We start from the raw sequence: 22,234 nt of genomic DNA, 5'->3' as shown, positions 1-22,234 counted from the left end.
GCGAATATCCGGCCCTGCCGCAAACTTAACGCTGGCGCCACAACCGTGGCGTCATGCCTGTTTCTCGCGTGAAAACCACGGAAAAGTAGTTACTGTCTTCAAAACCACAACGTGTGGCAATATCACTGATTAACAACTCCGTATTCCGTAATAAATATTGTGCGTGGCACAGGCGCTGCTGGCGTAAATACTGGCTGATACTCATGCCGGTGCGCTGGCGAAATAACTGGCGCAGCGCCCGTTCAGATAACTGGTGGCGGCCACAAAACTCGGCCAGATCAAATGGCGAATCCAGGCTCTGGCCCAGTGCCGCCATCAGGAAATCGAGGTTTTCCCCCGAGCCTGGAGTTTGTGTTGGCTGGTAACGGTGGCGTTTCAGCGTTACCAGTAATTGCAAAAACAAACTCTCTACGGCATAGCCGGAAAGGCTGTCTTCCTGGCGCAAGGTTTCATTTTCCAGGTGGTCAATCAGTGGTTTTGCCAGGGCCATCCCCTGGCTGTCCAGCCGCCAGCGCGGATCAGAACAAGTGGTGTTCTCACCCGAAAGTAATTCATCCCAGTTCACATTCAGCGTGAGCCGTTCCGGGCAATAAATCACATTGTGTAACACCAGGTCGTTCACCACTTCATAGCTGTGCCGGTCCTGCGCCCGGACATAAAACAAGTCTCCACACGTAATGCGATAAGGCCGGTCGTTAAGCACATGCAGCCCATTACCACGCCACACCAGCACCAGTTCGCAAAATTCATGGGTATGTTCGGCAAAGACATTTTGCGGATAGCGGTCCGCCACTACGACAGGCTGAGTAGCGGAAGTGAAAAAATCATTTTTTTTCAGGATCAAATGGCAGGACACAGTACCGCTCCGGTTATCACGCAACAGGCATTATTGATGCTTCCTACTAAAAAATCGGTGATAATCTTCGCGTTACTGCAGTTGTGTGTCGCGCCCCAGGCGAATATCCCGTGGCGACCAGGTGAACTCGCGTTTAAACAGCGTCGAAAAATGGTTACTGTCACCAAACCCGCACTGGTAGGCAATATTGGTAATGCTGTCTTCAGAGTGGCGCAATAAATGGCGCGCTTTGATCAACCGCAGGCGGTTCAGATAGCGCTGAGGTGTTAACCCGGTGCGCTGTTTAAGCTGGCGGTGCAATGTACGTAATGAAAGCGCATGCTGCTCTGCGAGCACATCCCAACAAACATCTTCAGCAAAGTGCTGCTCCAGCCAGCTTAGTAGCTGGTCCACCCGGCCGTCCGGGCTGGGGTGATTCTGGGCAAGGCTGCCCTGGCGTAACAAAACCAGCAGTTGCATAAATGCCATTTCTCTGCAGGCAACGGCGTTAATTTCGGGGTTATCACCTGCAAGTTCCAGTTGGTTCAATAAGGGTTTTATTTGCTGTAACACGTTCTGGCTGACGCGCCAGTGCGAGGGATAAAAGCCATCCTGTTCCTGCGGCAACAGCTTTTCCAGACCGGATAAAAAACTGAACCCGCCAGGAGAACGGTACAACACATTGGTCAGAAACAGATTTTCAGTATGTTCGTATAAATGCCGGTCATGCTCGCGCACAAAACACACAGAACCACCACTCAGGGTATAAGGCTGACCATTAAAAATATGAGTGCCAGTTCCATGCTCAACAATCACAATTTCACAAAAATCATGGTGATGTTCCGGAAATGCCACCTGTGGCAACCGGGGTTCAATTGCTACTGAAGCCCCCTTCGATGGGAAAAAATCAACGCTATGTAATACCGTCATCATTACCTCCCACACGGAGTTAAGTGTGGACTGATAGTAGATAAGCACTGCGGTTGTCACCTTAAGTTTTTGACGTGAAAAACGCAGTTCTGCGCCATTTTTTCAAGAAACAGCGGGTATTCTTCGAAACTGTGGAAAGCATCACACCACATACTTTTCACGGTTAAACAGCAAACTGTGAAGTGCCTCACGTTCAACTTTATCTGTTTGCCAGCCCCAATTTTCCGTTGTCATTGGTAAAAAGGTGGCAAAGGCAGCCACTCCGTAGACTGGCGGGTATCAACTTCAGAAAGGATACCCAACATGACGATTCGCCATTGCGTCGCGGTTGACCTGGGCGCCTCAAGTGGCCGGGTAATGCTGGCAACCTACGACAACATTCAGCGCCAGATAGCGTTAACAGAAATTCACCGCTTCGCTAATTGCCTGAAAACGGTTGACGGCTTTGATACCTGGGATGTGGATAAGCTGGAACAGGAAATTCGCACGGGTCTGCAACAAGTCTGCGACCACGGCATTACCGTAGACAGCATTGGCATTGATACCTGGGGCGTGGATTTTGTCCTGATTGACGCCAACGGCCAGCGAGTTGGCCTGCCGGTTTCCTACCGTGACAGCCGCACAGATGGCGTGATGGCCGGAGCATTTCACACGCTGGGTAAAGAGGTTATCTACCGCAAAACCGGCATCCAGTTTCTGCCATTCAATACGCTGTACCAACTAAGAGCACTGGCTGAACAACAACCGGAACTGCAGGGGCAGGTAGCCCATGCCTTGTTGATCCCCGATTACCTGGCGTTTCGCCTTACCGGCAACCTCAACTGGGAATACACCAACGCCACAACCACACAGTTGGTGAATATCAACACCGATAACTGGGACCAGGAACTGCTGGGCTGGGCAGGCGTGCCAGCCCACTGGTTTGGCGCCCCCACCCACCCCGGCAACCTGATTGGCCACTGGGTATGCCGCGAAGGGAAACGTATTCCACTGGTTTCTGTCGCAACCCATGATACTGCCAGCGCCGTACTTGCTGTGCCCCTGCAAAGCAAAAACGCCGCCTGGATTTCGTCTGGCACCTGGTCTCTGATGGGCTTTGAAAGCCGTCGTCCCTGGACCAACCCGGCGGCACTGGCCGCGAACATCACCAATGAAGGCGGCGCTGAAGGGCGCTACCGGGTGCTGAAAAACATTATGGGCCTGTGGTTACTGCAACGTGTCTGCCGTGAATACCAGGTCACTGATTTACCAGACCTGATTGAGCGGGCAAAAGCGCTCCCCGCCTGCCGCTCGCTGATTAACCCCAACGATGACCGTTTTATCAACCCGGACAATATGGGGCGGGAAATTCAGGCCGCCTGCCGGGAAACCCACCAGGCAATTCCTGAAGATGATGCTCAACTGGCGCGCTGCATTTTCGACAGCCTGGCGTTGCTCTACGCAGACACCCTGCGTGAACTGGCCAATCTGCGCAATCGCCCGTTCGATGCACTGCATATTGTTGGCGGTGGCAGCCAGAACCATTTCCTTAACCAGCTTTGTGCTGACGCCTGCGGCATACCTGTTATCGCAGGCCCAACTGAAGCCTCGACTCTGGGCAATATCGGCTGCCAGCTCATGGCGCTGGATGACATCCACGATGTCGATGACTTCCGCTATGTGGTGTTCAGCAGCCAACCACTTACCCATTTCCAACCCGATTCAGACAGTGAAATTGCCCGCTATGTCGCGCAGTTTCCACAACAACTTCAACCGAATAAGGAGCTTTGCGCATGAGCACTCAACTTGATCAAGCCTGGGAACTGGCAAAACAACGCTTTGCTGCAGCGGGTGTGGATGCTGAGAAAGCCCTGCAACAACTGGACCGCCTGCCTGTTTCCATGCACTGCTGGCAGGGCGATGATGTCGTGGGTTTTGAAAACCCGGAAGGCGCGCTGACTGGCGGCATTCAGGCCACCGGTAATTACCCGGGGAAAGCACGCACCGCCGCAGAATTACGGGCCGATTTAGAACAAGCGATGAGCCTGATCCCCGGGCCAAAACGCCTGAATCTGCACGCTATTTATCTGGAATCAGCAACACCTGTTGAACGCGATGAGATAAAACCAGAACATTTCGCCAACTGGGTGAACTGGGCGAAAGCGCAAAAACTGGGGCTGGATTTTAACCCCACCTGCTTTTCGCACCCGCTGAGTGCCGATGGCTTCACGCTGTCCCACCCGGACGACAAAATCCGCCAGTTCTGGATTGATCACTGCAAAGCCAGCCGCCGTATTTCCGCCTATTTTGGCGAACAGTTGGGCACACCCTCTGTGATGAATATCTGGATCCCGGATGGCATGAAAGACATCACGGTAGACCGCCTCGCCCCGCGCCAGCGTTTACTGGCCGCGCTGGATGAAATCATCAGTGAAAAACTCAACCCGGCTCACCATATCGATGCGGTAGAAAGCAAACTGTTCGGTATTGGCGCAGAAAGCTACACCGTAGGTTCCAGCGAGTTCTACATGGGTTACGCCACCAGTCGCCAGACCGCACTGTGCCTGGATGCCGGCCACTTCCACCCAACCGAAGTTATCTCCGACAAAATATCCGCCGCCATGTTGTATGTGCCGCGCCTGTTGCTGCACGTCAGCCGCCCGGTACGCTGGGACAGCGACCACGTTGTGCTGCTCGATGATGAAACCCAGGCCATCGCCAGTGAAATTGTGCGCAACAACTTGTTCGACCGCGTACACATTGGTCTCGATTTCTTTGATGCCTCGATTAACCGTATCGCCGCCTGGGTGATTGGCACCCGCAATATGAAAAAAGCCCTGTTGCGCGCCTTACTGGAACCTACCGCAAAACTGCGCCAGCTAGAGCTGGAAGGCGACTATACAGCACGCCTGGCGCTGCTCGAAGAGCAAAAATCACTGCCATGGCAGGCAGTCTGGGAACGTTATTGCCAGCAACACGATACCCCGGCTGATGCCTCCTGGCTCACCACCGTTCGCCATTATGAAAACGACGTTTTACGTCAACGCTAAGGAGTTCACATGCAATCTATTCTTTCTTCCTGGTTTGTAACCGGAATGGTTAAAGCCACCAGTGATATGTGGCTCAAAGGCTGGGATGAGCGTAATGGCGGCAATATCAGCCTGCGTGTGGACGCCGCAGATGTGGAACCTTATCGCAATGACTTCTATGCAGAGCCACGCTGCGAAGAACTGACTCAGCCCGCGAAAGAACTGGCAGGATGCTGGTTCCTGGTCACCGGCTCCGGCAAATTCTTCCGTAATGTACAGATTGACCCAGCCGCAAACCTGGTGCTGCTGCGCATTACTGATGACGGCATGGCTTACCATATTCACTGGGGCCTGAGTGAAGGCGGCCTGCCCACTTCTGAACTGGCCGCGCACCTGCAATCTCATGCCGTGCGTAAACAGCTTTCAGGCGACCGCGACCGGGTAATCATGCATTGCCACGCCACTAACCTGATTGCCCTGACTTATGTTCTGCCACTCAATGCTGCCAGCTTCACCCGCAAATTGTGGGAAGGCAGCACGGAATGCCTGGTGGTGTTCCCGAACGGCATTGGCATTGTGCCCTGGATGGTGCCAGGCACCGATGGCATTGGTAGCGCCACCGCAGAACAAATGAAATCTCACAGCCTGGTGCTGTGGCCGCACCACGGTGTCTTCGGTACCGGGCCTGACTTAGACGAAGCGTTCGGTTTGATAGATACCGCAGAGAAATCTTCCCAGGTTCTGGTGAAAGTATTGTCGATGGGCGGAATGAAACAAACCATCACCACAGAACAACTGATAGCCCTTGGCAAACGCTTTGGCGTCACGCCAATGGCTGAAGCCCTTAATGCGTAAGGAGCACTATCATGAGTTTTATGCTGGCATTACCCAAAATCAGTCTGCATGGCGCAGGTGCGATTGGGGATATGGTTCATATGGTGTCAGGAAAACAGTGGGGTAAAGCGCTGATAGTCACTGACGGGCAACTGGTGACACTGGGTCTGCTCGATTCCCTGTTCGCCGCCATGAAACACCACAACATGGAATACCATTTATTCGATGCGGTGTTCCCCAACCCAACAGAAGCACTGGTACAACAAGGCTTTAAGGCGTTCCGGGACGCAAAATGTAATTTTATCATCGCCTTTGGCGGCGGCAGCCCAATTGATACCGCCAAAGCCATCAAGATCTTAACCGCTAACCCGGCACCTTCGACCAATTATTCCGGGGTAGGCAAAGTGAAAAACCCGGGTGTTCACCTGGTGGCGATCAACACCACCGCTGGCACCGCCGCTGAAATGACCAGCAACGCAGTGATCATCAACAGTGAACGCAAAGTCAAAGAAGTGATTATCGACCCGAATATCATTCCGGATTTCGCTGTCGATGACGCCAGCGTGATGCTCAACATTCCGGCATCGGTTACCGCCGCTACCGGGATGGATGCGCTGACCCACGCCATTGAAGCCTATGTGTCGATTGGCGCACACCCACTGACAGACGCCAATGCGCTGGAAGCGATTCGCCTGATCAGTACCTGGTTGCCAAAAGCGGTTGATAACGGCAAAGACCTGGAAGCCCGCGAAATGATGGCTTATGGCCAGTATCTGGCGGGCATGGCATTCAACAGCGCCGGGCTGGGGCTGGTACATGCACTGGCCCACCAGCCAGGCGCAACCCACGACCTGCCACACGGTGTGTGTAATGCAATTCTGCTGCCTGTTATTGAAAACTTTAACCGTCCGGCTGCCGTAGCCCGTTTTGTGCGCGTCGCCGAAGCCATGGGCGTGAATACGCAGGGAATGAGCCAGGAGTTAGCCAGTGAGAAAGCGATAGAAGCGATTCGCGAACTGTCAGCCCGTGTCGGCATTCCCACCGGGTTCAGCAAACTGGGTGTGACTCAGGAAGATATAGAAGGCTGGCTGGATAAAGCTCTGGCAGCCCCTTGTGCGCCGTGTAACCCACGCACCGCGACACGAGAAGAAGTGCGGGCGCTTTATCTGGAGGCATTATGATCCGTAAAGCATTTGTTATGCAGGTGAACCCCGATGCACATGAAGAGTATCAACACCGCCATTCGCCGATTTGGCCTGAGCTGGAAGCGGTTCTTAAACAGCACGGTGCTCATCACTATGCTATTTATCTCGACGCTGAGCGCCATCTCCTGTTTGCCACAGTAGAGATTGAATCAGAAGAACGTTGGGACGCTGTTGCACAAACTGAGGTTTGCCAGCGGTGGTGGAAGTATATGCGGGATGTAATGCCAACTCACTCAGATAACAGCCCGTTAAGCGATACACTCAAACCGGTATTTTATTTGCCCTGAGTGTTCAGGTGATAACAACCAGGCCGCACAGTGTTGCAGCCTGGTTGCGTTGCGCTATTACATGGCCTGCTCAGTCAGCAGGCTTACACCGGTTGCCCCCGCAATACGCGCCAGGTAAGCCTGCACCTGGTCACCAAAGTGGATATTTTTGACAATAGTCAGGCTGCGCAATACCGGGAACAAAATAAAATCAGTAATATCAATAGTGTCGCGTTCGGCAACCAGTGGCTCCAGTGCCGCCAGTTGAGGCTCTACATCTGCCAGTAACGCGGGCGTATCGGCAATCAGTTGCTCCAGGTCGCCAAATGCTTTTTCTTCACGCAGGCGGTAAGCCTCACGAGCTTGTGGCGTTGCCAGCTCGGCAAAATCACCCTTAGTAAAACGCGGCACGGCAAGGTTAAACGCGCTTTTTGATACCTGTTTGCACCAGGCTTCTATCGCCGCATCTACTGTTCCCGTTGCCACCAGAGGTGCCTGTTTGCTGTCAAGATAGTGCACAATATCCATACTTTCCGGCATATAACTGCCATCTTCTTTTTGCAAAATGGGCACCACCTTGCGCCCTACCATACGGGTTGGGGTTTCAGCATCGCCTTCCATAATGATATCGATATCGACGGGCAAACTTTTCAGCCCGACAATCATCTGCGCACGCAAACAAAACGGGCAATGTTGGTAAATAAAAAGCTTCATAACTCGCCTCACAAAACAGAATCAGGTGTATGGCCGGCAAGGCCCTGGAGACAGAACGCAAACAAGAATCAATTAGCAATCTAACCATTGTGGGGCAGGAAGCAGGGAGATGTAAAGGGGATGAAGAACGCAACGCAACTGGCGAATAGCAATACTGTGCTGGCAGACTTGCTGTTGCCACCAGGCACGCCTCAACGATTTAGAGGCCACCCAAACCCACCCGTTTGTAAGCCCGCAGCAAAAAATAAAGAAAACAGATAACACACAAATCCCACAGCCACTCAGCACAACACAAACAATCCGCTACTTGCAGCGGGGACAGTTCGCGTAAAACCGGTGAACCGCAGAAAGGAAGACAAGGTTATTCCGCCCGGATGGCGGAATAAGGTGAAACGAGGCAGGACGCCGAGTCGAGCCGGCCGCAGGCTGACTGCCCGGAGGTGAACGCAGTGCGCAGCACCGGTTGCCCGCGAAAACGGGGATTGCGAAGGGGGCGAGCCCCCTTTGCCCGTTCACAGGCTGTGAAGCCACATTAGCCACTTAACTTCAGGTGAACGGAACCCGCTACACTGACACACTGCAAGTGAATGGAAACAACCACACTGCAAGTGAACGGAACAGTCACCGCAGTAACAGTAATCTGCCAGCAAAAAACACACAAAGACATACCAGGCACAGAACATACAGCCACTCAGCACAACACAAACAATCCGTCACTTGCAGCGGGGACAGTTCGCGTAAGACCGGTGAACCTCAGAAAGGAAGACAAGGTTATTCCGCCCGGACGGCGGAATAAGGCGAAACGAGGCATGGATGCCGAGTCGAGCCGGCCGCAGGCTGACTGCCCGGAGGTGAACGCAGTGCGCAGCACCGGTCGCCCGCGAAAAACCGGATTGTTAAGGGGCGGGCCCCTTAACACGTTCACTGGCTGTGAGGCCGCATTAACCACATCACTGGAAGTGAACGGAAACAGCTGGTTCCACTGCAAGTGAACCAAAATAACCACACCAGCCCGAGACCCATTACTCCGCCGCAACTAACCGCTGCGGATGGGTATACACCGTAGCACGCCCTGGCTTACTGAACCCCACCAGCGTCAGATTACAACGTTCAGCCACTTCAACCGCCAGCGTGGTTGCGGCAGAAACAGCGAACAGAATCTCCACACCGCACATAGCTGATTTTTGCACCATCTCGTAACTGGCCCGGCTGGACACCAGCACCGCACCCTGCGGCCAGTGCTCACGGCTGCGACGCCCCAACAGTTTATCCAGCGCCACATGGCGGCCCACATCTTCGTGGCCACCGGCAAGCACGCCGTCTGGCATCATCCATGCGGCAACATGGGTACAACCGGTGAGCTGCCCCACTGGCTGGAATGTTTTCAGGCCGCCAAGCCCGGAATCCAGATAGCGCAGGTCAAAGGTTTGAGTAAAAGGCAACGGGGTAATCGGTTTGCCAATGTCATTCAGTTGCTCTACACCGCACACACCACAGCCAGTGCGCCCGGCCAGCGCCCGGCGGCGTTCTTTCAGTCCCATAAAGCGGCGGCTGGAGAGTTCAATTTGCACTTCAAGGCCGTTACAGGATGGCACAACTTCCATGCCATAAATTTCCTGTGAAGTTTCAACAATCCCTTCCGATAAAGAGAAACCAAGGGCAAATAATTCCAGGTCTTTTGGCGAAGCCATCATCACAACATGAGAAATACCGTTGTAAACCAGTGCAACCGGCACTTCTTCTGCCAGCCAGTCAGGTTGCGCATGCGTTAAATCACTGCGTTTCCACAGCGGGATTTGTCTGGCAGATGAGCACTCTGCCACATTTTCTAAGTAGTCAACCGGTTCTCTTTTCACTTTGTATTAACCGTAATAAAACAGCCTTAGCAACATTATGATATTCTTTTCAGACTATCCTTGATGGATACAGGGATATTTAACTATTCGCATAGTGTGAACCTTTGCGGCACACACCGCAAAAAAGAAAATAACCGTGACAATGTCGAACAAGGAGTAAACCATGCAGGTCAGCAGAAGGCAGTTCTTTAAGATCTGCGCTGGCGGTATGGCAGGTACAACAGCTGCGGCACTGGGGTTTGCCCCAGGTGAAGCGTTAGCGGAGACCCGGCAATATAAATTGCTGCGCAGCCGCGAAACCCGCAATACCTGCACATATTGTTCAGTCGGTTGTGGGCTATTGATGTACAGCCTCGGCGACGGCGCAAAAAATGCAAAATCCTCAATTTTCCATATCGAAGGGGATCCGGATCACCCGGTAAACCGGGGCGCACTGTGCCCGAAAGGTGCCGGTCTGGTGGATTTTATCCACAGTGAAAGCCGCCTGAAATACCCGGAGTACCGCGCGCCAGGTTCTGATAAGTGGCAACGTATTTCCTGGTCAGAAGCGTTTGAGCGCATCGCCAAACTAATGAAGGAAGACCGCGACGCCAACTTTGTCGCGCAGAATGCTGAGGGCACCACAGTCAACCGCTGGCTCACCACCGGCATGCTGTGCGCATCCGCCTCAAGCAATGAATCGGGCTATCTAACCCAAAAATTTTCCCGGTCGCTGGGTATGCTGGCGGTCGACAACCAGGCGCGTGTCTGACACGGACCAACGGTAGCAAGTCTTGCTCCGACGTTTGGTCGTGGTGCCATGACCAACCACTGGGTGGATATCAAGAACGCCGATCTTGTCGTTGTAATGGGTGGCAACGCCGCTGAAGCGCATCCGGTTGGGTTCCGCTGGGCGATGGAAGCCAAAATCCGCAACGGCGCGAAGCTGATTGTTATCGATCCGCGTTTTACCCGTACAGCGTCTGTCGCTGATTTTTACACGCCAATCCGTTCCGGTACTGACATCGCATTTTTGTCAGGCGTATTGCTGTACCTGATTACCAACAACAAAATTAACCGCGAGTATGTCGAAGCCTACACTAACGCCAGCCTGATAGTGCGTGAGGATTTCAGCTTCGAAGATGGTCTGTTCTCAGGCTATGACGAGCAAACCCGCAAATACGATAAAACCACCTGGCATTACGAGTTGGATGACCAGGGCTTTGCGAAGCGCGATACCACGTTAAGCCACCCGCGTTGTGTCTGGAACCTGCTGAAAACCCACGTCTCACGCTATACGCCAGAGATGGTGGAAAATATCTGCGGGACACCCAGGGCAGATTTCCTGCAGGTGTGCGAATACCTTGCCGAAACCAGTGCGAAAGACAAAACCACCTCGTTCCTGTATGCCCTCGGCTGGACACAGCACTCCGTAGGCGCACAGAACATCCGCACCATGGCGATGATCCAGTTGCTACTGGGGAATATGGGCATGGCAGGTGGCGGGGTTAACGCCCTGCGCGGGCACTCGAATATTCAGGGGCTGACGGACCTGGGGCTGCTGTCGCAGAGCCTGCCGGGCTACCTCTCGTTGCCGAGTGAGAAGCAGACCAGCCTGGAAACCTACCTGCAAGCCAGCACGCCCAAACCCACGCTGCCCGGCCAGGTAAACTACTGGGGCAACTACCCGAAATTCTTCGTCTCCATGATGAAAGCCTTCTTCGGGGAACACGCCACCAAAGAAAACAGTTGGGGGTTCGACTGGTTACCCAAATGGGACAAGATGTACGACGTGTTGCAGTATTTCGAGATGATGCATCAGGGGAAAGTGAATGGCTATATTTGCCAGGGCTTTAACCCGGTGGCGTCGTTCCCGAATAAAAACAAAGTCGTGGCATCGCTGTCGAAGCTGAAATACCTGATAACTATCGACCCACTGAACACCGAAACGGCGACATTCTGGCAAAACCACGGCGAGTCGAATGATGTGGACCCGTCCACTATTCAGACCGAAGTGTTCCGCCTGCCATCCACCTGTTTTGCAGAAGAAAATGGCTCTATCGTCAACTCTGGCCGCTGGCTGCAGTGGCACTGGAAAGGTGCAGATGCCCCAGGCGAAGCGCTGAATGATGGCGAAATCCTCGCCGGTATTTATCTGCGTCTGCGCGAAATGTACGCCAGTGAAGGCGGTACAGTGCCTGAGCCAGTGCTCAACATGACCTGGAATTACCTTACGCCACAAGCGCCAGATACCGAAGAAGTGGCGCGGGAAAGCAACGGTAAAGCCCTGGCGGATATCCTTGACGATAAAGGCAATGTGCTGGTGAAAAAAGGCCAGCAATTGTCCACCTTCGCCCACCTGCGTGATGACGGCACCACCTCAAGCGGTTGCTGGATATTCACCGGTAGCTGGACGCCAGAAGGTAACCAGATGGCGCGCCGAGATAACGCCGACCCATCCGGGCTGGGGAATACGCTGGGCTGGGCATGGGCCTGGCCGCTTAACCGCCGCATTCTCTATAACCGTGCGTCTGCAGACCCGCAAGGCAACCCGTGGGATCCAAAACGCCAGTTACTAAAATGGGATGGTGCCAAATGGAGCGGCGTGGATGTCGCGGATTACAGCACAGCCGCACCTGGCAGTGGTGTCGGGCCGTTCATCATGCAGCCGGAAGGTATGGGCCGCCTGTTCGCCATCGACAAAATGGCGGAAGGGCCGTTCCCGGAACACTATGAACCTTTTGAAACGCCAATTGGCACCAACCCGTTACATCCGAAAGTGGTCTCCAACCCGGCGGCGCGCCTGTTTAACGACGACCGTGACGCCATGGGGAAAGCCGACAAGTTCCCGTATGTCGGCACCACATACCGCCTGACGGAACACTTCCACTACTGGACCAAGCACGCCCTGCTTAACGCTATCGCGCAGCCAGAACAGTTTGTGGAAATTGGTGAAAAGCTGGCGAACAAGCTGGGAATTGCACATGGCGATATGGTGAAAGTCTCCTCTAACCGTGGCTATATCAAAGCCAAAGCGGTGGTGACCAAGCGTATTCGCACCCTCAAAGTGGATGGTAAAAACATCGACACCATCGGTGTACCGATTCACTGGGGCTACGAAGGTGTGGCACGTAAAGGCTTTCTTGCCAATACACTGACGCCGTTCGTGGGCGATGCCAATACCCAGACGCCAGAGTTCAAAACCTTCCTGGTCAACGTGGAAAAAGTGTAACGGAGACGATTTATGGCTTATCAATCGCAAGACATCATTCGTCGTTCCGCAACCAACGGTGTTACCCCCGCGCCACAAGCGCGGGACCACCAGCAGGAAGTGGCGAAGCTTATTGATGTCACCACCTGTATTGGCTGTAAAGCCTGCCAGGTGGCGTGTTCGGAATGGAATGACATCCGGGATGAAATCGGTCACAACGTGGGAGTATACGACAACCCCGCCGACCTGACAGCCAAATCCTGGACGGTGATGCGTTTTTCCGAAGTGGAGCAGAACGACAAACTGGAGTGGTTAATCCGTAAAGATGGCTGCATGCACTGTGCCGACCCGGGCTGCCTGAAAGCCTGCCCATCGGAAGGCGCTATTATTCAGTATGCCAACGGCATTGTGGATTTTCAGTCTGAGCAGTGTATTGGCTGTGGTTACTGCATTGCCGGTTGCCCGTTCGATGTCCCGCGCATGAACCCGGACGACAACCGGGTTTACAAATGCACTCTGTGTGTGGACCGGGTGACTGTCGGCCAGGAACCCGCTTGTGTGAAAACCTGCCCGACCGGCGCCATCCATTTTGGCTCCAAAGAAGACATGAAAAACGTTGCCAGTGAGCGCATCAGCGAGCTGAAAACCCGTGGGTTCGATAACGCCGGGTTGTATGACCCACAAGGCGTTGGCGGTACTCACGTCATGTATGTGTTACACCATGCCGACAAACCGGGCCTGTATCACGGCTTGCCGGGAAACCCGTCCATCAGCCCGACAGTGAAATTCTGGAAAGGGGTATGGAAACCGCTGGCCGCTATTGGCTTTGCGGCAACCTTCGCCGCCAGTATTTTCCACTATGTAGGAGTTGGCCCGAACCGGGCCGATGACCAGGATGATGATGACGAGGACAACCACCGCCACCAGAGTAACCATAACGGGGGCCGCCAATGAAAAAGTCCGACAAAATAGTGCGCTACACCGCGCCAGAGCGCATTAACCACTGGATAACCGCGTTCTGTTTTTTGCTGGCGGCTGTCAGTGGGCTGGGGTTCTTCTTCCCTTCCTTTAACTGGCTGATGAACATTTTTGGTACGCCGCAACTGGCCCGTATTCTCCACCCCTTCGCCGGGGTGGTGATGTTCGCGTCTTTTATCATCATGTTCTTCCGTTACTGGCACCATAACCTGATTAATCGCGACGACATTTTGTGGGCAAAAAATATCCATAAAATTGCGAAAAATGAGGAGGTTGGCGATACCGGGCGCTATAATTTCGGCCAGAAATGTGTGTTCTGGGCGGCGATTATTTGCCTGCTATTGCTACTGGCAAGTGGCGTGGTTATCTGGCGGCCTTATTTTGCCAGCGCCTTCCCGATTCCGCTCATTCGTGCCGCATTACTGGTACATTCATTTGCGGCAGTGGCCCTGATTGTGGTTATCATGGTGCATATCTACGCGGCGCTGTGGGTGAAAGGGACAATTACCGCCATGGTGGAGGGCTGGGTTACCAGCGCCTGGGCGAAAAAGCACCACCCACGCTGGTTCCGCGAATTACGCCAGAAACAGGAAAAATCAACTGAATGAGTATTCGCATTATTCCGCAAGATCAGTTGGAGAAGAGCGAAAAACGCACGGCGGATATGATTCCGCCGTTATTATTCCCCAGACTCAAGAATCTTTATAACCGCCGGGCAGAACGCCTGCGCGAACTGGCTGAGAGTAACCCGCTGGGTGATTACCTGCGCTTTGCCGCACTGATTGCCCATGCCCAGGAAGTGGTGCTGTACGACCACCCACTGCAACTGGACCTCACCAGCCTGATTGCCAGTGCGGCCGAAAGTGGTAAACCGCCGCTGGATATTCACACTCTGCCGCGTGATAAACACTGGCATAAACTCCTGCACTCACTGATTGCCGAGCTGAAGCCTGAAATGAGCGGCCCGGCGCTGGCCGTGATTGAAAACCTGGAGAAGGCGTCTGAGCAGGAACTGGAGAGCATGGCAACCAGCCTGTTCGCCAGCGATTTTGTGGCAGTCAGCAGCGATAAAGCGCCTTTTATCTGGGCCGCCTTGTCACTCTACTGGGCGCAAATGGCCGCGTTAATTCCGGGTAAAGCCCGCGCGGAATATGGCGAACACCGCCAGTTTTGCCCGGTCTGTGGCAGTATGCCGGTCTCCAGTATGGTGCATATCGGTAGCAATAATGGCCTGCGTTACCTGCACTGCAACCTGTGCGAAACTGAGTGGCACATGGTGCGGGTAAAATGCAGCAACTGCGAGCAGACCCGCGATTTACACTACTGGTCTCTGGACAGCGAACAGGCCGCCATTAAAGCGGAAAGCTGTGGTGACTGCAGCACCTATCTGAAGGTGCTCTACCAGGAAAAAGACCCGAACGTCGAAGCCGTTGCCGATGACCTGGCCTCCCTGGTGCTGGATGCCCGCATGGAGCAGGAAGGCTTTGCCCGCAGCAGCATCAACCCGTTCCTGTTCCCGGGGGAAGGGGAATAACCATCCTGAAACGTTTGCTGGCAGAAGACTGCAAACGTTTTAAACAATCACATTGTGCAACCTTCAGGGCTGTGGGTTATCTATCATGAAATTGAAACGACTCTTTCTGGAAAATTTCAGAGGGTTCCGGCAATTTGAATGTGAATTTGGTCCGGGCATAAATGTTCTTGTCGGTCTGAACGGCCAGGGAAAAACCTCTCTTCTTGATGCCATTTCAATTGCCTATGGTCAATTCTTCACGGCACTGGGAACAGGGGTTGATCGTGGCGTTCATGACAACGAAATTCACCTGGCGAAACATACCCGGGAAGATGCTGATGATACCTTCGCGATGGAATACCAATTCCCGGTAACGATTAGTTGCACCACCTGGCAGGATTACCCTGGCGGATTTCCCGAAAACTGGAGCCGGGTGAGGAACACCCTGAAAGGCCGCACCACTCAAGTCAAAAGCCTGAAAGATTTTGCTAAACAACTACAGAAAGATGTGCAGGATAATAAGCCAGCAGAATTACCTTTATTTGGTTATTACGGCACTGGCCGTTTGTGGAAACAAAAAAAACTCTCCTCCTTAAAAGTTGCTTCACTGAGTAAATCCAGCCGGTTTGAAGGGTATCGCGATTGTATGGACCCAGAATCCAGCTATTCTGCATTTGCCGTCTGGCTACGTGATGAAACAATTGCTGAACTTGAGCGCAAAATGAAAATCCTTGAAGAGTCGGGGTTATCTGATGCGTTAGTTTCAGGCAATACATTACGCAGCCGCCTGCTCAGGGCAATTACAACAGCAGTTAATACCGTACTGCAGCCATCTGGCTGGTCCAATATTCGTTATAGTGCAACGGCGAAAGAAATTATCGCCAGCCATCCTGAACAAGGTAATGTTCCGGTTTCCATGCTCAGCGATGGTGTCCGTAATATGGTGGGTATGGTCGCTGATATTGCCTACCGTTGTGTTCGCCTCAACAGCCATCTTCAGGAAAATGCCGTAGTAAAAACACAAGGCATGGTACTGATTGATGAAGTTGATATGCATCTTCACCCTCAGTGGCAACAGCTTGTATTACAAAACCTTGGAGCGGCATTTCCAGGCCTGCAATTTATTGTTACCACTCACAGTCCCCAGGTATTAACCACCGTAAGAAAAGAGCAAATTTTAATTCTGGGCCAACACACCGCTCATAAACCACTTGGTAATACTTTTGGTGAGCAGAGCCATTATGTGCTGACCCAGGTTTTGGGTGTGGATACCCGCCCTCCGCTTAATCACAGCGATATGCTCAAAGAGTACTTTGTCATGATTGAATCTGGCATGGGGAAAAGCGCCCAGGCGCTGGCGCTCAGAGCACGCCTTCAGGAGATGATGGGCGAACATCATTCTGACCTGGCAGCCGCAGACAGAGCGATTCAGCGTAAGGAGTTCTTAGGGAAATGCGCAGAATAAAAAAACAAGTGCGCGGCAACGCCAACCTGGCGGCGGCACAAGCCAATAATGGTATTCCGGCAACACACGATGCGGCGAGGCGCGCCTGGAAAAACTTCAGAGATAACCGTAATACGTTATTTCACCAACTTCTGGTCGAACAATTTGGTTTGTGTTGTTATACAGAGCTTAATTTAGCGGATATACAAAACACCCACGGCATTGGTTCTCATTTCGAGCATGAACAACCCAAAAGCCTCTTTCCCACTCGCACGTTCGATGAGTTAAATCTGCTGCGCAGCGCCCTTTCAGATCAGGATTTAAAAACCTATACCGGTTCAGCCAGATTTGCCGGGCACCATAAAGGAAGTCTCTATAACCCAAATTTATTTATTTCCCCGCAGTCAGCAAACTGCCGTGACTATTTTGTCTATTTACCACTGGATGGAAGTATTCAGCCTAAAAGTGGGTTATCTGCAGCAGACACTGCTAAAGCAGATTACACCATCACCTTGCTGAACCTGAATGCGCCTTTTCTCATTGCAGAGCGGCGGCGCTGGCTTAAAGAAATTGAAGATGAAATAACCCGGCTCATTAACGACAATGCCGTTGAGGCTGTCCGCCATTTGGCAGAATGCGAATTAACGCTCACACCGCGTAAACACCCCCAGTTAATTCAGCCCGCATTTGCACAACTGCGGGCATTTCATTCAGCCACCCGGGCATTATTCGGCTCTTTGGGTGAACAAGTGATCCAGCAGCATTGCGCTCATATTGATTAACTGCCCGGGGTTCAGGCGTTATCCAAATGACTTCCTGAATACAGCGTAAATATTGCCACAATAAAAAATGGCGCACACTGAAGGCGGTGATACAGGCCTCGGGCGCGGAATATTACACCGGCCTTACAACAAAGCCCCCTTTGCTGACCAGGCGAGCTGAAAAATAAGGCAATGGCGCAGGCAGTAACCAGAAGCCATTGCCCTTTATTTTTTACTTAAACTCAGGCTTTACTTCAACCGCTTGCCGGTGTTGTCTACCACCTGCTCACCATCTTCCTTGGCAAACGCGCCTTTTTGCTCACCCGGCAGAATATCCAGCACCACTTCAGATGGCCGGCACAACCGGGTTCCCAGTGGGGTCACAACTATCGGGCGGTTAATCAGAATGGGGTACTGCAACATAAAATCAATCAACTGGTCGTCGGAGAACTTCCCCTCCTCCAGGCCAAGGTCGGTAAATGGCTCAACATTTTTACGCAGCAATGCCCACACAGAAATGCCCATATCGGCAATCAGTTTAACCAGTTCATCCCGCGCAGGCGGGGTTTCCAGGTAAAGGATAACGTCAGGCTCTGCGCCGCTGTTACGAATCATCTCCAGCGTGTTGCGTGAAGTACCACAATTGGGGTTGTGATATATGGTGATGTTGCTCATAGCAATATCTCATTACAAAGTGAAAGAAAGGCGCAGCACCAGTGCCGCCAGCGTCACAAACAAAACGGGCAATGTCATGATTACCCCAGTGCGAAAGTAGCCACCCCAGGTGATCCTCATATTCTTTTGCGCAAGAACGTGTAGCCACAACAAAGTCGCCAGGCTACCAATTGGGGTGATTTTCGGCCCCAAATCGCAGCCAATCACATTGGCGTACACCATCGCTTCCTTGATAACGCCCGTGGCTGTACTGCCATCAATCGACAACGCCCCAACCAACACACTGGGCAAGTTATTCATAATGGAGGAAAGAATTGCGGTCAGGAACCCGGTTCCAAGAGTTGCAGCCCAAAGCCCGTAGCCAGAGAGCCAGTTCAAAATATCAGAAAGATGGCTGGTCAACCCGGCGTTGCGCAGGCCATACACCACCAGGTACATCCCTAACGAAAAAATCACTATCTGCCAGGGCGCACCACGCAGCACTTTACCGGTATTAATGGCATGACCCCGCTTCGCAACCACAAACAACACCAGCGCGCCCACCGCAGAAATGGCACTCACCGGAATACCCATTGGCTCCAGGACAAAAAAGCCCAGCAGCAACAGCACCAGCACAACCCAGCCGGTATTGAACGTGGCTTTATCTTTAATGGCCAGCGCCGGGTCTTTCAGGCGGGCAAGGTCATATTCAGGCGGAATTTCTTTGCGGAAAAACCAGTGCAGCATCACCAGGGTGGCAATAATAGCGGCAATATCCACGGGAACCATCACCGAGGCGTATTCATTGAACCCCAGGCGGAAGAAGTCTGCAGAAACAATATTCACCAGGTTAGAAACCACCAGCGGCAGGCTGGCGGTATCAGCAATAAAACCCGCCGCCATCACAAAGGCCAGCGTGGCACCTTTGCTGAACCCAAGCGCCAGCAGCATGGCAATAACGATAGGCGTTAAAATCAACGCTGCGCCATCGTTGGCAAACAACGCAGAGACCGCCGCACCCAGCAAAATAATACAGGTAAATAACAGCCGCCCACGGCCATTTCCCCAGCGCGCCACATGCAGCGCGGCCCATTCAAAAAAGCCGGATTCATCCAGCAACAGGCTGATGATAATAATGGCGATAAAGGTCGCTGTTGCATTCCAGACAATATGCCACACCACAGGAATATCACTGAGTTGCACCACCCCCGTCACCAGCGCGAGTATTGCGCCAAGCATAGCGCTCCAGCCAATCCCCAGGCCTTTCGGCTGCCAGATAACCAATACAATAGTCAGGATAAAAATAGCCCCGGCCAGCAACATAACTCCTCCAGGCAGAACAGCAAAGCTGCTCTGAGTCACCATAAAAAATGAGCCGGCACTCAGTACCGCTCAACTTATTAAATATGTTTATTCGAATATGAACAGAAAATACTTAACACACTGACACACCACAGCCTGTACTACTCTTCCCCCGTTGAACATGGGCTAAACTCTGAATAGTCTCCTGCTCACTTAACCAGGCCTGCTCAATCACTTGCGCTGCCCATGTGGGTATTTGTGGCGACAAACGGTAATGCACCCATTTCCCTTGCTTGCGGCCCAGTAATAACCCACTTTCCCGTAACATACCCAGATGGCGGGAGATTTTCGGCTGCGACTGGTTCAGCAGATTACAAAGGTTGCACACACACACTTCGCCCATCTCTCTGAGCAGCAGAATAATGTTCAGACGGGTTTCATCAGACAGATTTTTGAATAATGCCAGCGGGGTGAGTTGTGCCATATGGGTTCTCCTGTAACTGGCAGGCAGTGTCGCGCTTCATATATAAAAAGTCAAAAACATATTCGTTTTTCCATATGTAAAAACTTCTAAAAACACGCATGAAGACCCCGACATAAACTGGGGAAAGGCAAAATACCGGTAACGCAGTAAATTGACGGGCTGGCAGAACGGCGGGCACGCATAAAACTAACGGCCGGAAGTGAATCTCCCGGCCGGGTGCCAGAACAGGCGGGAAAGTGCTACTGGAAAAACAGCCCCAGCTTATTAAACACACCAGGATCCGCTTCATGGCGGGTAACCTGTACCACATCTTCCAGTTTATCTATCTGGCTAATCATCTGTTCCAGGCGCTGGTCATCAAGCACCTGCAACCAGATACGGCTCTGATCACCCTTTTCCAGTGGCAGACACAAAATCCCTTCAACGTTAAAGGCCCGGCGGGCAAACAAACCACACACATGGGACATTACGCCCGGGTGGTTACGCACGGTTAGTTCCAGGATAACGGCTTCACAATGTTGTTGTTGCATGGCTTATTCCCCCACCATTTCAGTATTGGCCGCACCTGGCGGTACCATCGGATACACTTTTTCATTCGGGTCGATGCTGGCATGAATCAGGCACGGCCCCGGGCGGGAAATTGCCTCGCGCAGTGCAGCCTGCGGGTCAGGCGCGGCATTTAAATCGCAGGTTGCCAGACCAAACCCGGCGGCAATCGGCATGAATTGCGTCATGCCAGGATAGGTACAGGCATAAACATTCTGGTTATAGAACAGAGTTTGCTGCTGATGCACCAGGCCCAGCGCATGGTTGTTCATCAGCACGATTTTCACATTCAGGCCATTTTCCGCAAGCGTTGCCATTTCCTGAATATTCATCATCAGGCTGCCATCGCCAGTAAAGCAAATCACCGTGCGTTCTGGTTCTGCCAGTGCTGCGCCAATCGCCGCGGGCAGGCCAAACCCCATCGTGCCAAGGCCGCCGGAAGTCAGCCACTGGCGCGGGCGGTTCAGCGGGTAAGCCTGCGCCACCCACATTTGGTGCTGCCCCACATCGGTGGTGATCACCGCGTTGTCATCCACACACTGTGCAACCGCGTTGATCAGGCCATAGTGCGATAACGGGTCTTCACTGCTGAAGTGGGTGGGAAACTCGCGCTGTAAATCATTCACCAGCGCGCGCCACTCGGTGCGGGGTTGTGGCATCACCTGGGGCAGTAACTGCGCCAGTACCTCACTGACATCGCCCTGAATGGCAACATGGGCCTGTTTGATTTTCCCCAGTTCCGCCCGGTCGATATCCACATGAATGATTTTGGCATTGGGGCAAAACTCTGCCGTTTTACCAATGGCGCGGTCGTCAAAACGCGCCCCCATCACCACCAGTAAATCTGCTTCCTGCAGAATGTAGTTCGTGCTTCTTGCGCCATGCATCCCCAGCATCCCCAGTGATAACGGGTGATGAGAAGGCAGCGTACCCAGCGCCATGAGTGTCATGGTAGTTGGCAGGTTGGCTGTTTCCGCCAGCTGGCGCGCCTGCTCTGCAGCCCCAATAGCCCCCCCGCCCAGGTAGAGTACCGGGCGCTTTGCCTGGTTAATCATCGCTGCCGCTTCACTAACTGCCTGAGCCGAAAAGGCCGGAGCCCCCTGGCGCACACCGGGTTCAGGCAGGCAATCAAGGTCGATTTCCGCCGTCTGAATATCTTTCGGGATATCCACCCATACCGGGCCCGGGCGGCCAGACTGAGCAATACGGAACGCGTCACTGATAACCTGCGGCAATTCGCTGATATGGCGCACCAGGTAGTTATGTTTGGTAATGGGAATGGAGATGCCGTAAGTGTCCACTTCCTGGAACGCATCGGTGCCAATCATTGCGGACGGCACCTGGCCGGTGATACACACCAGTGGAATTGAATCCAGCCGGGCATCGGCAATGGCTGTCACCAGGTTGGTCGCGCCCGGCCCACTGCAGGCCATACACACTGCGGGTTTTCCCTGGGTTCGCGCCATTCCCTGGGCGATAAAACCAGCCCCCTGTTCGTGGCGAGCCAGAATATGGCGAATTTGTTTGCTTTCACTTAATGCATCATACAGCGGTAACACGGTACCGCCAGGAATGCCGGTGACCTGGGTTATCCCCTGCCGTTCCAGTAAGTGAACAATTAACTGCGCGCCTGTCATGCGCTGAGATTGCGATATGCTGCTGCCCGTTGTTGCCATGCTCCAGTATCCTTTTTCTTCTGGGCCAGCGTTGTTGG

20 protein-coding genes are annotated in these 22,234 nt (G+C 53.1%); 11 read left to right on the top strand and 9 right to left on the bottom strand.

Translation table 11 applies throughout. The features are described from left to right. Nucleotides 1-25: 25 nt before the first annotated feature. Both rhaR and rhaS read right to left on the bottom strand, forming a co-directional pair. Nucleotides 26-856, bottom strand: a complete 831-nt coding sequence (gene rhaR, locus A9B99_RS11510) for an HTH-type transcriptional activator RhaR (RefSeq protein ID WP_064597613.1) — start codon at nt 854-856, stop codon at nt 26-28. Nucleotides 857-928: 72 nt separating this feature from the next. After that, nucleotides 929-1,765, bottom strand: a complete 837-nt coding sequence (gene rhaS, locus A9B99_RS11505) for an HTH-type transcriptional activator RhaS (protein WP_064597611.1) — start codon at nt 1,763-1,765, stop codon at nt 929-931. A gap of 303 nt (nt 1,766-2,068) precedes the next feature. Here rhaS and rhaB point away from each other — a divergent pair, with 303 nt between their 5' ends. Genes rhaB through rhaM form a run of 5 tightly spaced genes read left to right on the top strand, consistent with a single transcriptional unit; the run spans nt 2,069 to nt 7,099 of the window. Continuing rightward, a complete protein-coding gene (gene rhaB / locus A9B99_RS11500) occupies nt 2,069-3,541 on the top strand; it encodes a rhamnulokinase (protein WP_064597609.1) in 1,473 nt (490 codons plus the stop codon). Further along, on the top strand, nt 3,538-4,794 hold the full coding sequence (gene rhaA / locus A9B99_RS11495) for an L-rhamnose isomerase (protein WP_064597606.1): 1,257 nt from the start codon (nt 3,538-3,540) through the stop codon (nt 4,792-4,794). Before rhaB ends, rhaA begins: the two co-directional genes overlap by 4 nt. Nucleotides 4,795-4,803: 9 nt before the next feature. Then, nucleotides 4,804-5,628, top strand: a complete 825-nt coding sequence (gene rhaD, locus A9B99_RS11490; RefSeq protein WP_064597605.1) for a rhamnulose-1-phosphate aldolase — start codon at nt 4,804-4,806, stop codon at nt 5,626-5,628. An 11-nt stretch (nt 5,629-5,639) separates the two neighbouring features. Further along, nucleotides 5,640-6,788 (top strand): lactaldehyde reductase, encoded by a 1,149-nt coding sequence (gene fucO / locus A9B99_RS11485; protein WP_064597603.1) that lies wholly within the window; start codon nt 5,640-5,642, stop codon nt 6,786-6,788. Continuing rightward, nucleotides 6,785-7,099, top strand: coding sequence for an L-rhamnose mutarotase (gene rhaM / locus A9B99_RS11480; RefSeq protein ID WP_064597601.1), 315 nt, complete (start codon nt 6,785-6,787; stop codon nt 7,097-7,099). Before fucO ends, rhaM begins: the two co-directional genes overlap by 4 nt. 57 nt (nt 7,100-7,156) lie before the next feature. Here the strand turns inward: rhaM and grxB are convergent, their stop codons facing one another. Both grxB and fdhD read right to left on the bottom strand, forming a co-directional pair. Next, entirely contained in the window at nt 7,157-7,792 is a 636-nt protein-coding gene (grxB, locus tag A9B99_RS11475) for a glutaredoxin 2 (RefSeq protein ID WP_064597599.1), read from the bottom strand. A 1,022-nt stretch (nt 7,793-8,814) separates the two neighbouring features. Then, complete coding sequence (gene fdhD, locus A9B99_RS11465; protein ID WP_064597596.1) at nt 8,815-9,648, bottom strand: formate dehydrogenase accessory sulfurtransferase FdhD; 834 nt, start codon at nt 9,646-9,648, stop codon at nt 8,815-8,817. Between the two features lie 163 nt (nt 9,649-9,811). Here fdhD and fdnG point away from each other — a divergent pair, with 163 nt between their 5' ends. The 6 genes from fdnG (at nt 9,812) to A9B99_RS11430 (ending at nt 17,555) form a co-directional block, all read left to right on the top strand. Beyond that, nucleotides 9,812-12,859 carry a formate dehydrogenase-N subunit alpha gene (gene fdnG, locus A9B99_RS11455; RefSeq protein WP_156519045.1) on the top strand — a complete coding sequence of 1,016 codons (3,048 nt, stop codon included), beginning with the start codon at nt 9,812-9,814 and terminating at the stop codon, nt 12,857-12,859. Nucleotides 12,860-12,871: 12 nt separating this feature from the next. After that, complete coding sequence (gene fdxH, locus A9B99_RS11450; protein ID WP_064597590.1) at nt 12,872-13,792, top strand: formate dehydrogenase subunit beta; 921 nt, start codon at nt 12,872-12,874, stop codon at nt 13,790-13,792. Further along, complete coding sequence (gene fdoI, locus A9B99_RS11445; RefSeq protein WP_064597588.1) at nt 13,789-14,424, top strand: formate dehydrogenase cytochrome b556 subunit; 636 nt, start codon at nt 13,789-13,791, stop codon at nt 14,422-14,424. Before fdxH ends, fdoI begins: the two co-directional genes overlap by 4 nt. Continuing rightward, a complete protein-coding gene (fdhE, locus tag A9B99_RS11440) occupies nt 14,421-15,350 on the top strand; it encodes a formate dehydrogenase accessory protein FdhE (protein WP_064597586.1) in 930 nt (309 codons plus the stop codon). Before fdoI ends, fdhE begins: the two co-directional genes overlap by 4 nt. Nucleotides 15,351-15,435: 85 nt before the next feature. After that, nucleotides 15,436-16,794 carry an AAA family ATPase gene (locus tag A9B99_RS11435; protein WP_064597584.1) on the top strand — a complete coding sequence of 453 codons (1,359 nt, stop codon included), beginning with the start codon at nt 15,436-15,438 and terminating at the stop codon, nt 16,792-16,794. Next, a complete protein-coding gene (locus A9B99_RS11430) occupies nt 16,782-17,555 on the top strand; it encodes a retron system putative HNH endonuclease (RefSeq protein ID WP_064597582.1) in 774 nt (257 codons plus the stop codon). The genes A9B99_RS11435 and A9B99_RS11430 overlap by 13 nt, the downstream gene beginning before the upstream one ends. Nucleotides 17,556-17,783: 228 nt before the next feature. Here A9B99_RS11430 and arsC read toward each other — a convergent pair whose 3' ends face one another. The 5 genes from arsC to ilvB all read right to left on the bottom strand — a co-directional run bounded on the left by arsC (nt 17,784) and on the right by ilvB (nt 22,196). Continuing rightward, nucleotides 17,784-18,209: a glutaredoxin-dependent arsenate reductase gene (gene arsC, locus A9B99_RS11425; protein WP_064597581.1), complete on the bottom strand. Its 426-nt coding sequence runs from the start codon at nt 18,207-18,209 to the stop codon at nt 17,784-17,786. 12 nt (nt 18,210-18,221) lie between these two features. Beyond that, nucleotides 18,222-19,511 (bottom strand): arsenic transporter, encoded by a 1,290-nt coding sequence (locus A9B99_RS11420; protein ID WP_064597579.1) that lies wholly within the window; start codon nt 19,509-19,511, stop codon nt 18,222-18,224. 112 nt (nt 19,512-19,623) lie between these two features. After that, a complete protein-coding gene (locus A9B99_RS11415; RefSeq protein WP_064597577.1) occupies nt 19,624-19,974 on the bottom strand; it encodes a metalloregulator ArsR/SmtB family transcription factor in 351 nt (116 codons plus the stop codon). A gap of 239 nt (nt 19,975-20,213) precedes the next feature. After that, entirely contained in the window at nt 20,214-20,504 is a 291-nt protein-coding gene (ilvN, locus tag A9B99_RS11410) for an acetolactate synthase small subunit (protein WP_064597575.1), read from the bottom strand. Nucleotides 20,505-20,507: 3 nt separating this feature from the next. After that, entirely contained in the window at nt 20,508-22,196 is a 1,689-nt protein-coding gene (gene ilvB / locus A9B99_RS11405; RefSeq protein ID WP_064597573.1) for an acetolactate synthase large subunit, read from the bottom strand. Between the last annotated feature and the right edge of the window lie 38 nt (nt 22,197-22,234).

Origin of the sequence: Mangrovibacter phragmitis (assembly GCF_001655675.1) — a bacterium.
Classification (GTDB): domain Bacteria; phylum Pseudomonadota; class Gammaproteobacteria; order Enterobacterales; family Enterobacteriaceae; genus Mangrovibacter; species Mangrovibacter phragmitis.
The sequence above is the reverse complement of the archived record's forward strand: the minus strand, read 5'-3'. Positions and strand labels throughout refer to the sequence as shown.

Bases quoted from the DNA above. Each gene is read 5' to 3' on its own strand.
- rhaA (WP_064597606.1), top strand. From the start codon at position 3,538: ATGAGCACTCAACTTGATCAAGCCTGGGAACTGGCAAAACAACGCTTT.
- A9B99_RS11430 (WP_064597582.1), top strand. From the start codon at position 16,782: ATGCGCAGAATAAAAAAACAAGTGCGCGGCAACGCCAACCTGGCGGCG.
- A9B99_RS11415 (WP_064597577.1), bottom strand. From the start codon at position 19,974: ATGGCACAACTCACCCCGCTGGCATTATTCAAAAATCTGTCTGATGAA.
- ilvN (WP_064597575.1), bottom strand. From the start codon at position 20,504: ATGCAACAACAACATTGTGAAGCCGTTATCCTGGAACTAACCGTGCGT.
- fdoI (WP_064597588.1), top strand. From the start codon at position 13,789: ATGAAAAAGTCCGACAAAATAGTGCGCTACACCGCGCCAGAGCGCATT.
- fdhE (WP_064597586.1), top strand. From the start codon at position 14,421: ATGAGTATTCGCATTATTCCGCAAGATCAGTTGGAGAAGAGCGAAAAA.
- fdxH (WP_064597590.1), top strand. From the start codon at position 12,872: ATGGCTTATCAATCGCAAGACATCATTCGTCGTTCCGCAACCAACGGT.
- ilvB (WP_064597573.1), bottom strand. From the start codon at position 22,196: ATGGCAACAACGGGCAGCAGCATATCGCAATCTCAGCGCATGACAGGC.
- A9B99_RS11435 (WP_064597584.1), top strand. From the start codon at position 15,436: ATGAAATTGAAACGACTCTTTCTGGAAAATTTCAGAGGGTTCCGGCAA.
- rhaB (WP_064597609.1), top strand. From the start codon at position 2,069: ATGACGATTCGCCATTGCGTCGCGGTTGACCTGGGCGCCTCAAGTGGC.
- rhaM (WP_064597601.1), top strand. From the start codon at position 6,785: ATGATCCGTAAAGCATTTGTTATGCAGGTGAACCCCGATGCACATGAA.
- grxB (WP_064597599.1), bottom strand. From the start codon at position 7,792: ATGAAGCTTTTTATTTACCAACATTGCCCGTTTTGTTTGCGTGCGCAG.
- A9B99_RS11420 (WP_064597579.1), bottom strand. From the start codon at position 19,511: ATGTTGCTGGCCGGGGCTATTTTTATCCTGACTATTGTATTGGTTATC.
- arsC (WP_064597581.1), bottom strand. From the start codon at position 18,209: ATGAGCAACATCACCATATATCACAACCCCAATTGTGGTACTTCACGC.
- rhaD (WP_064597605.1), top strand. From the start codon at position 4,804: ATGCAATCTATTCTTTCTTCCTGGTTTGTAACCGGAATGGTTAAAGCC.
- rhaS (WP_064597611.1), bottom strand. From the start codon at position 1,765: ATGACGGTATTACATAGCGTTGATTTTTTCCCATCGAAGGGGGCTTCA.
- fucO (WP_064597603.1), top strand. From the start codon at position 5,640: ATGAGTTTTATGCTGGCATTACCCAAAATCAGTCTGCATGGCGCAGGT.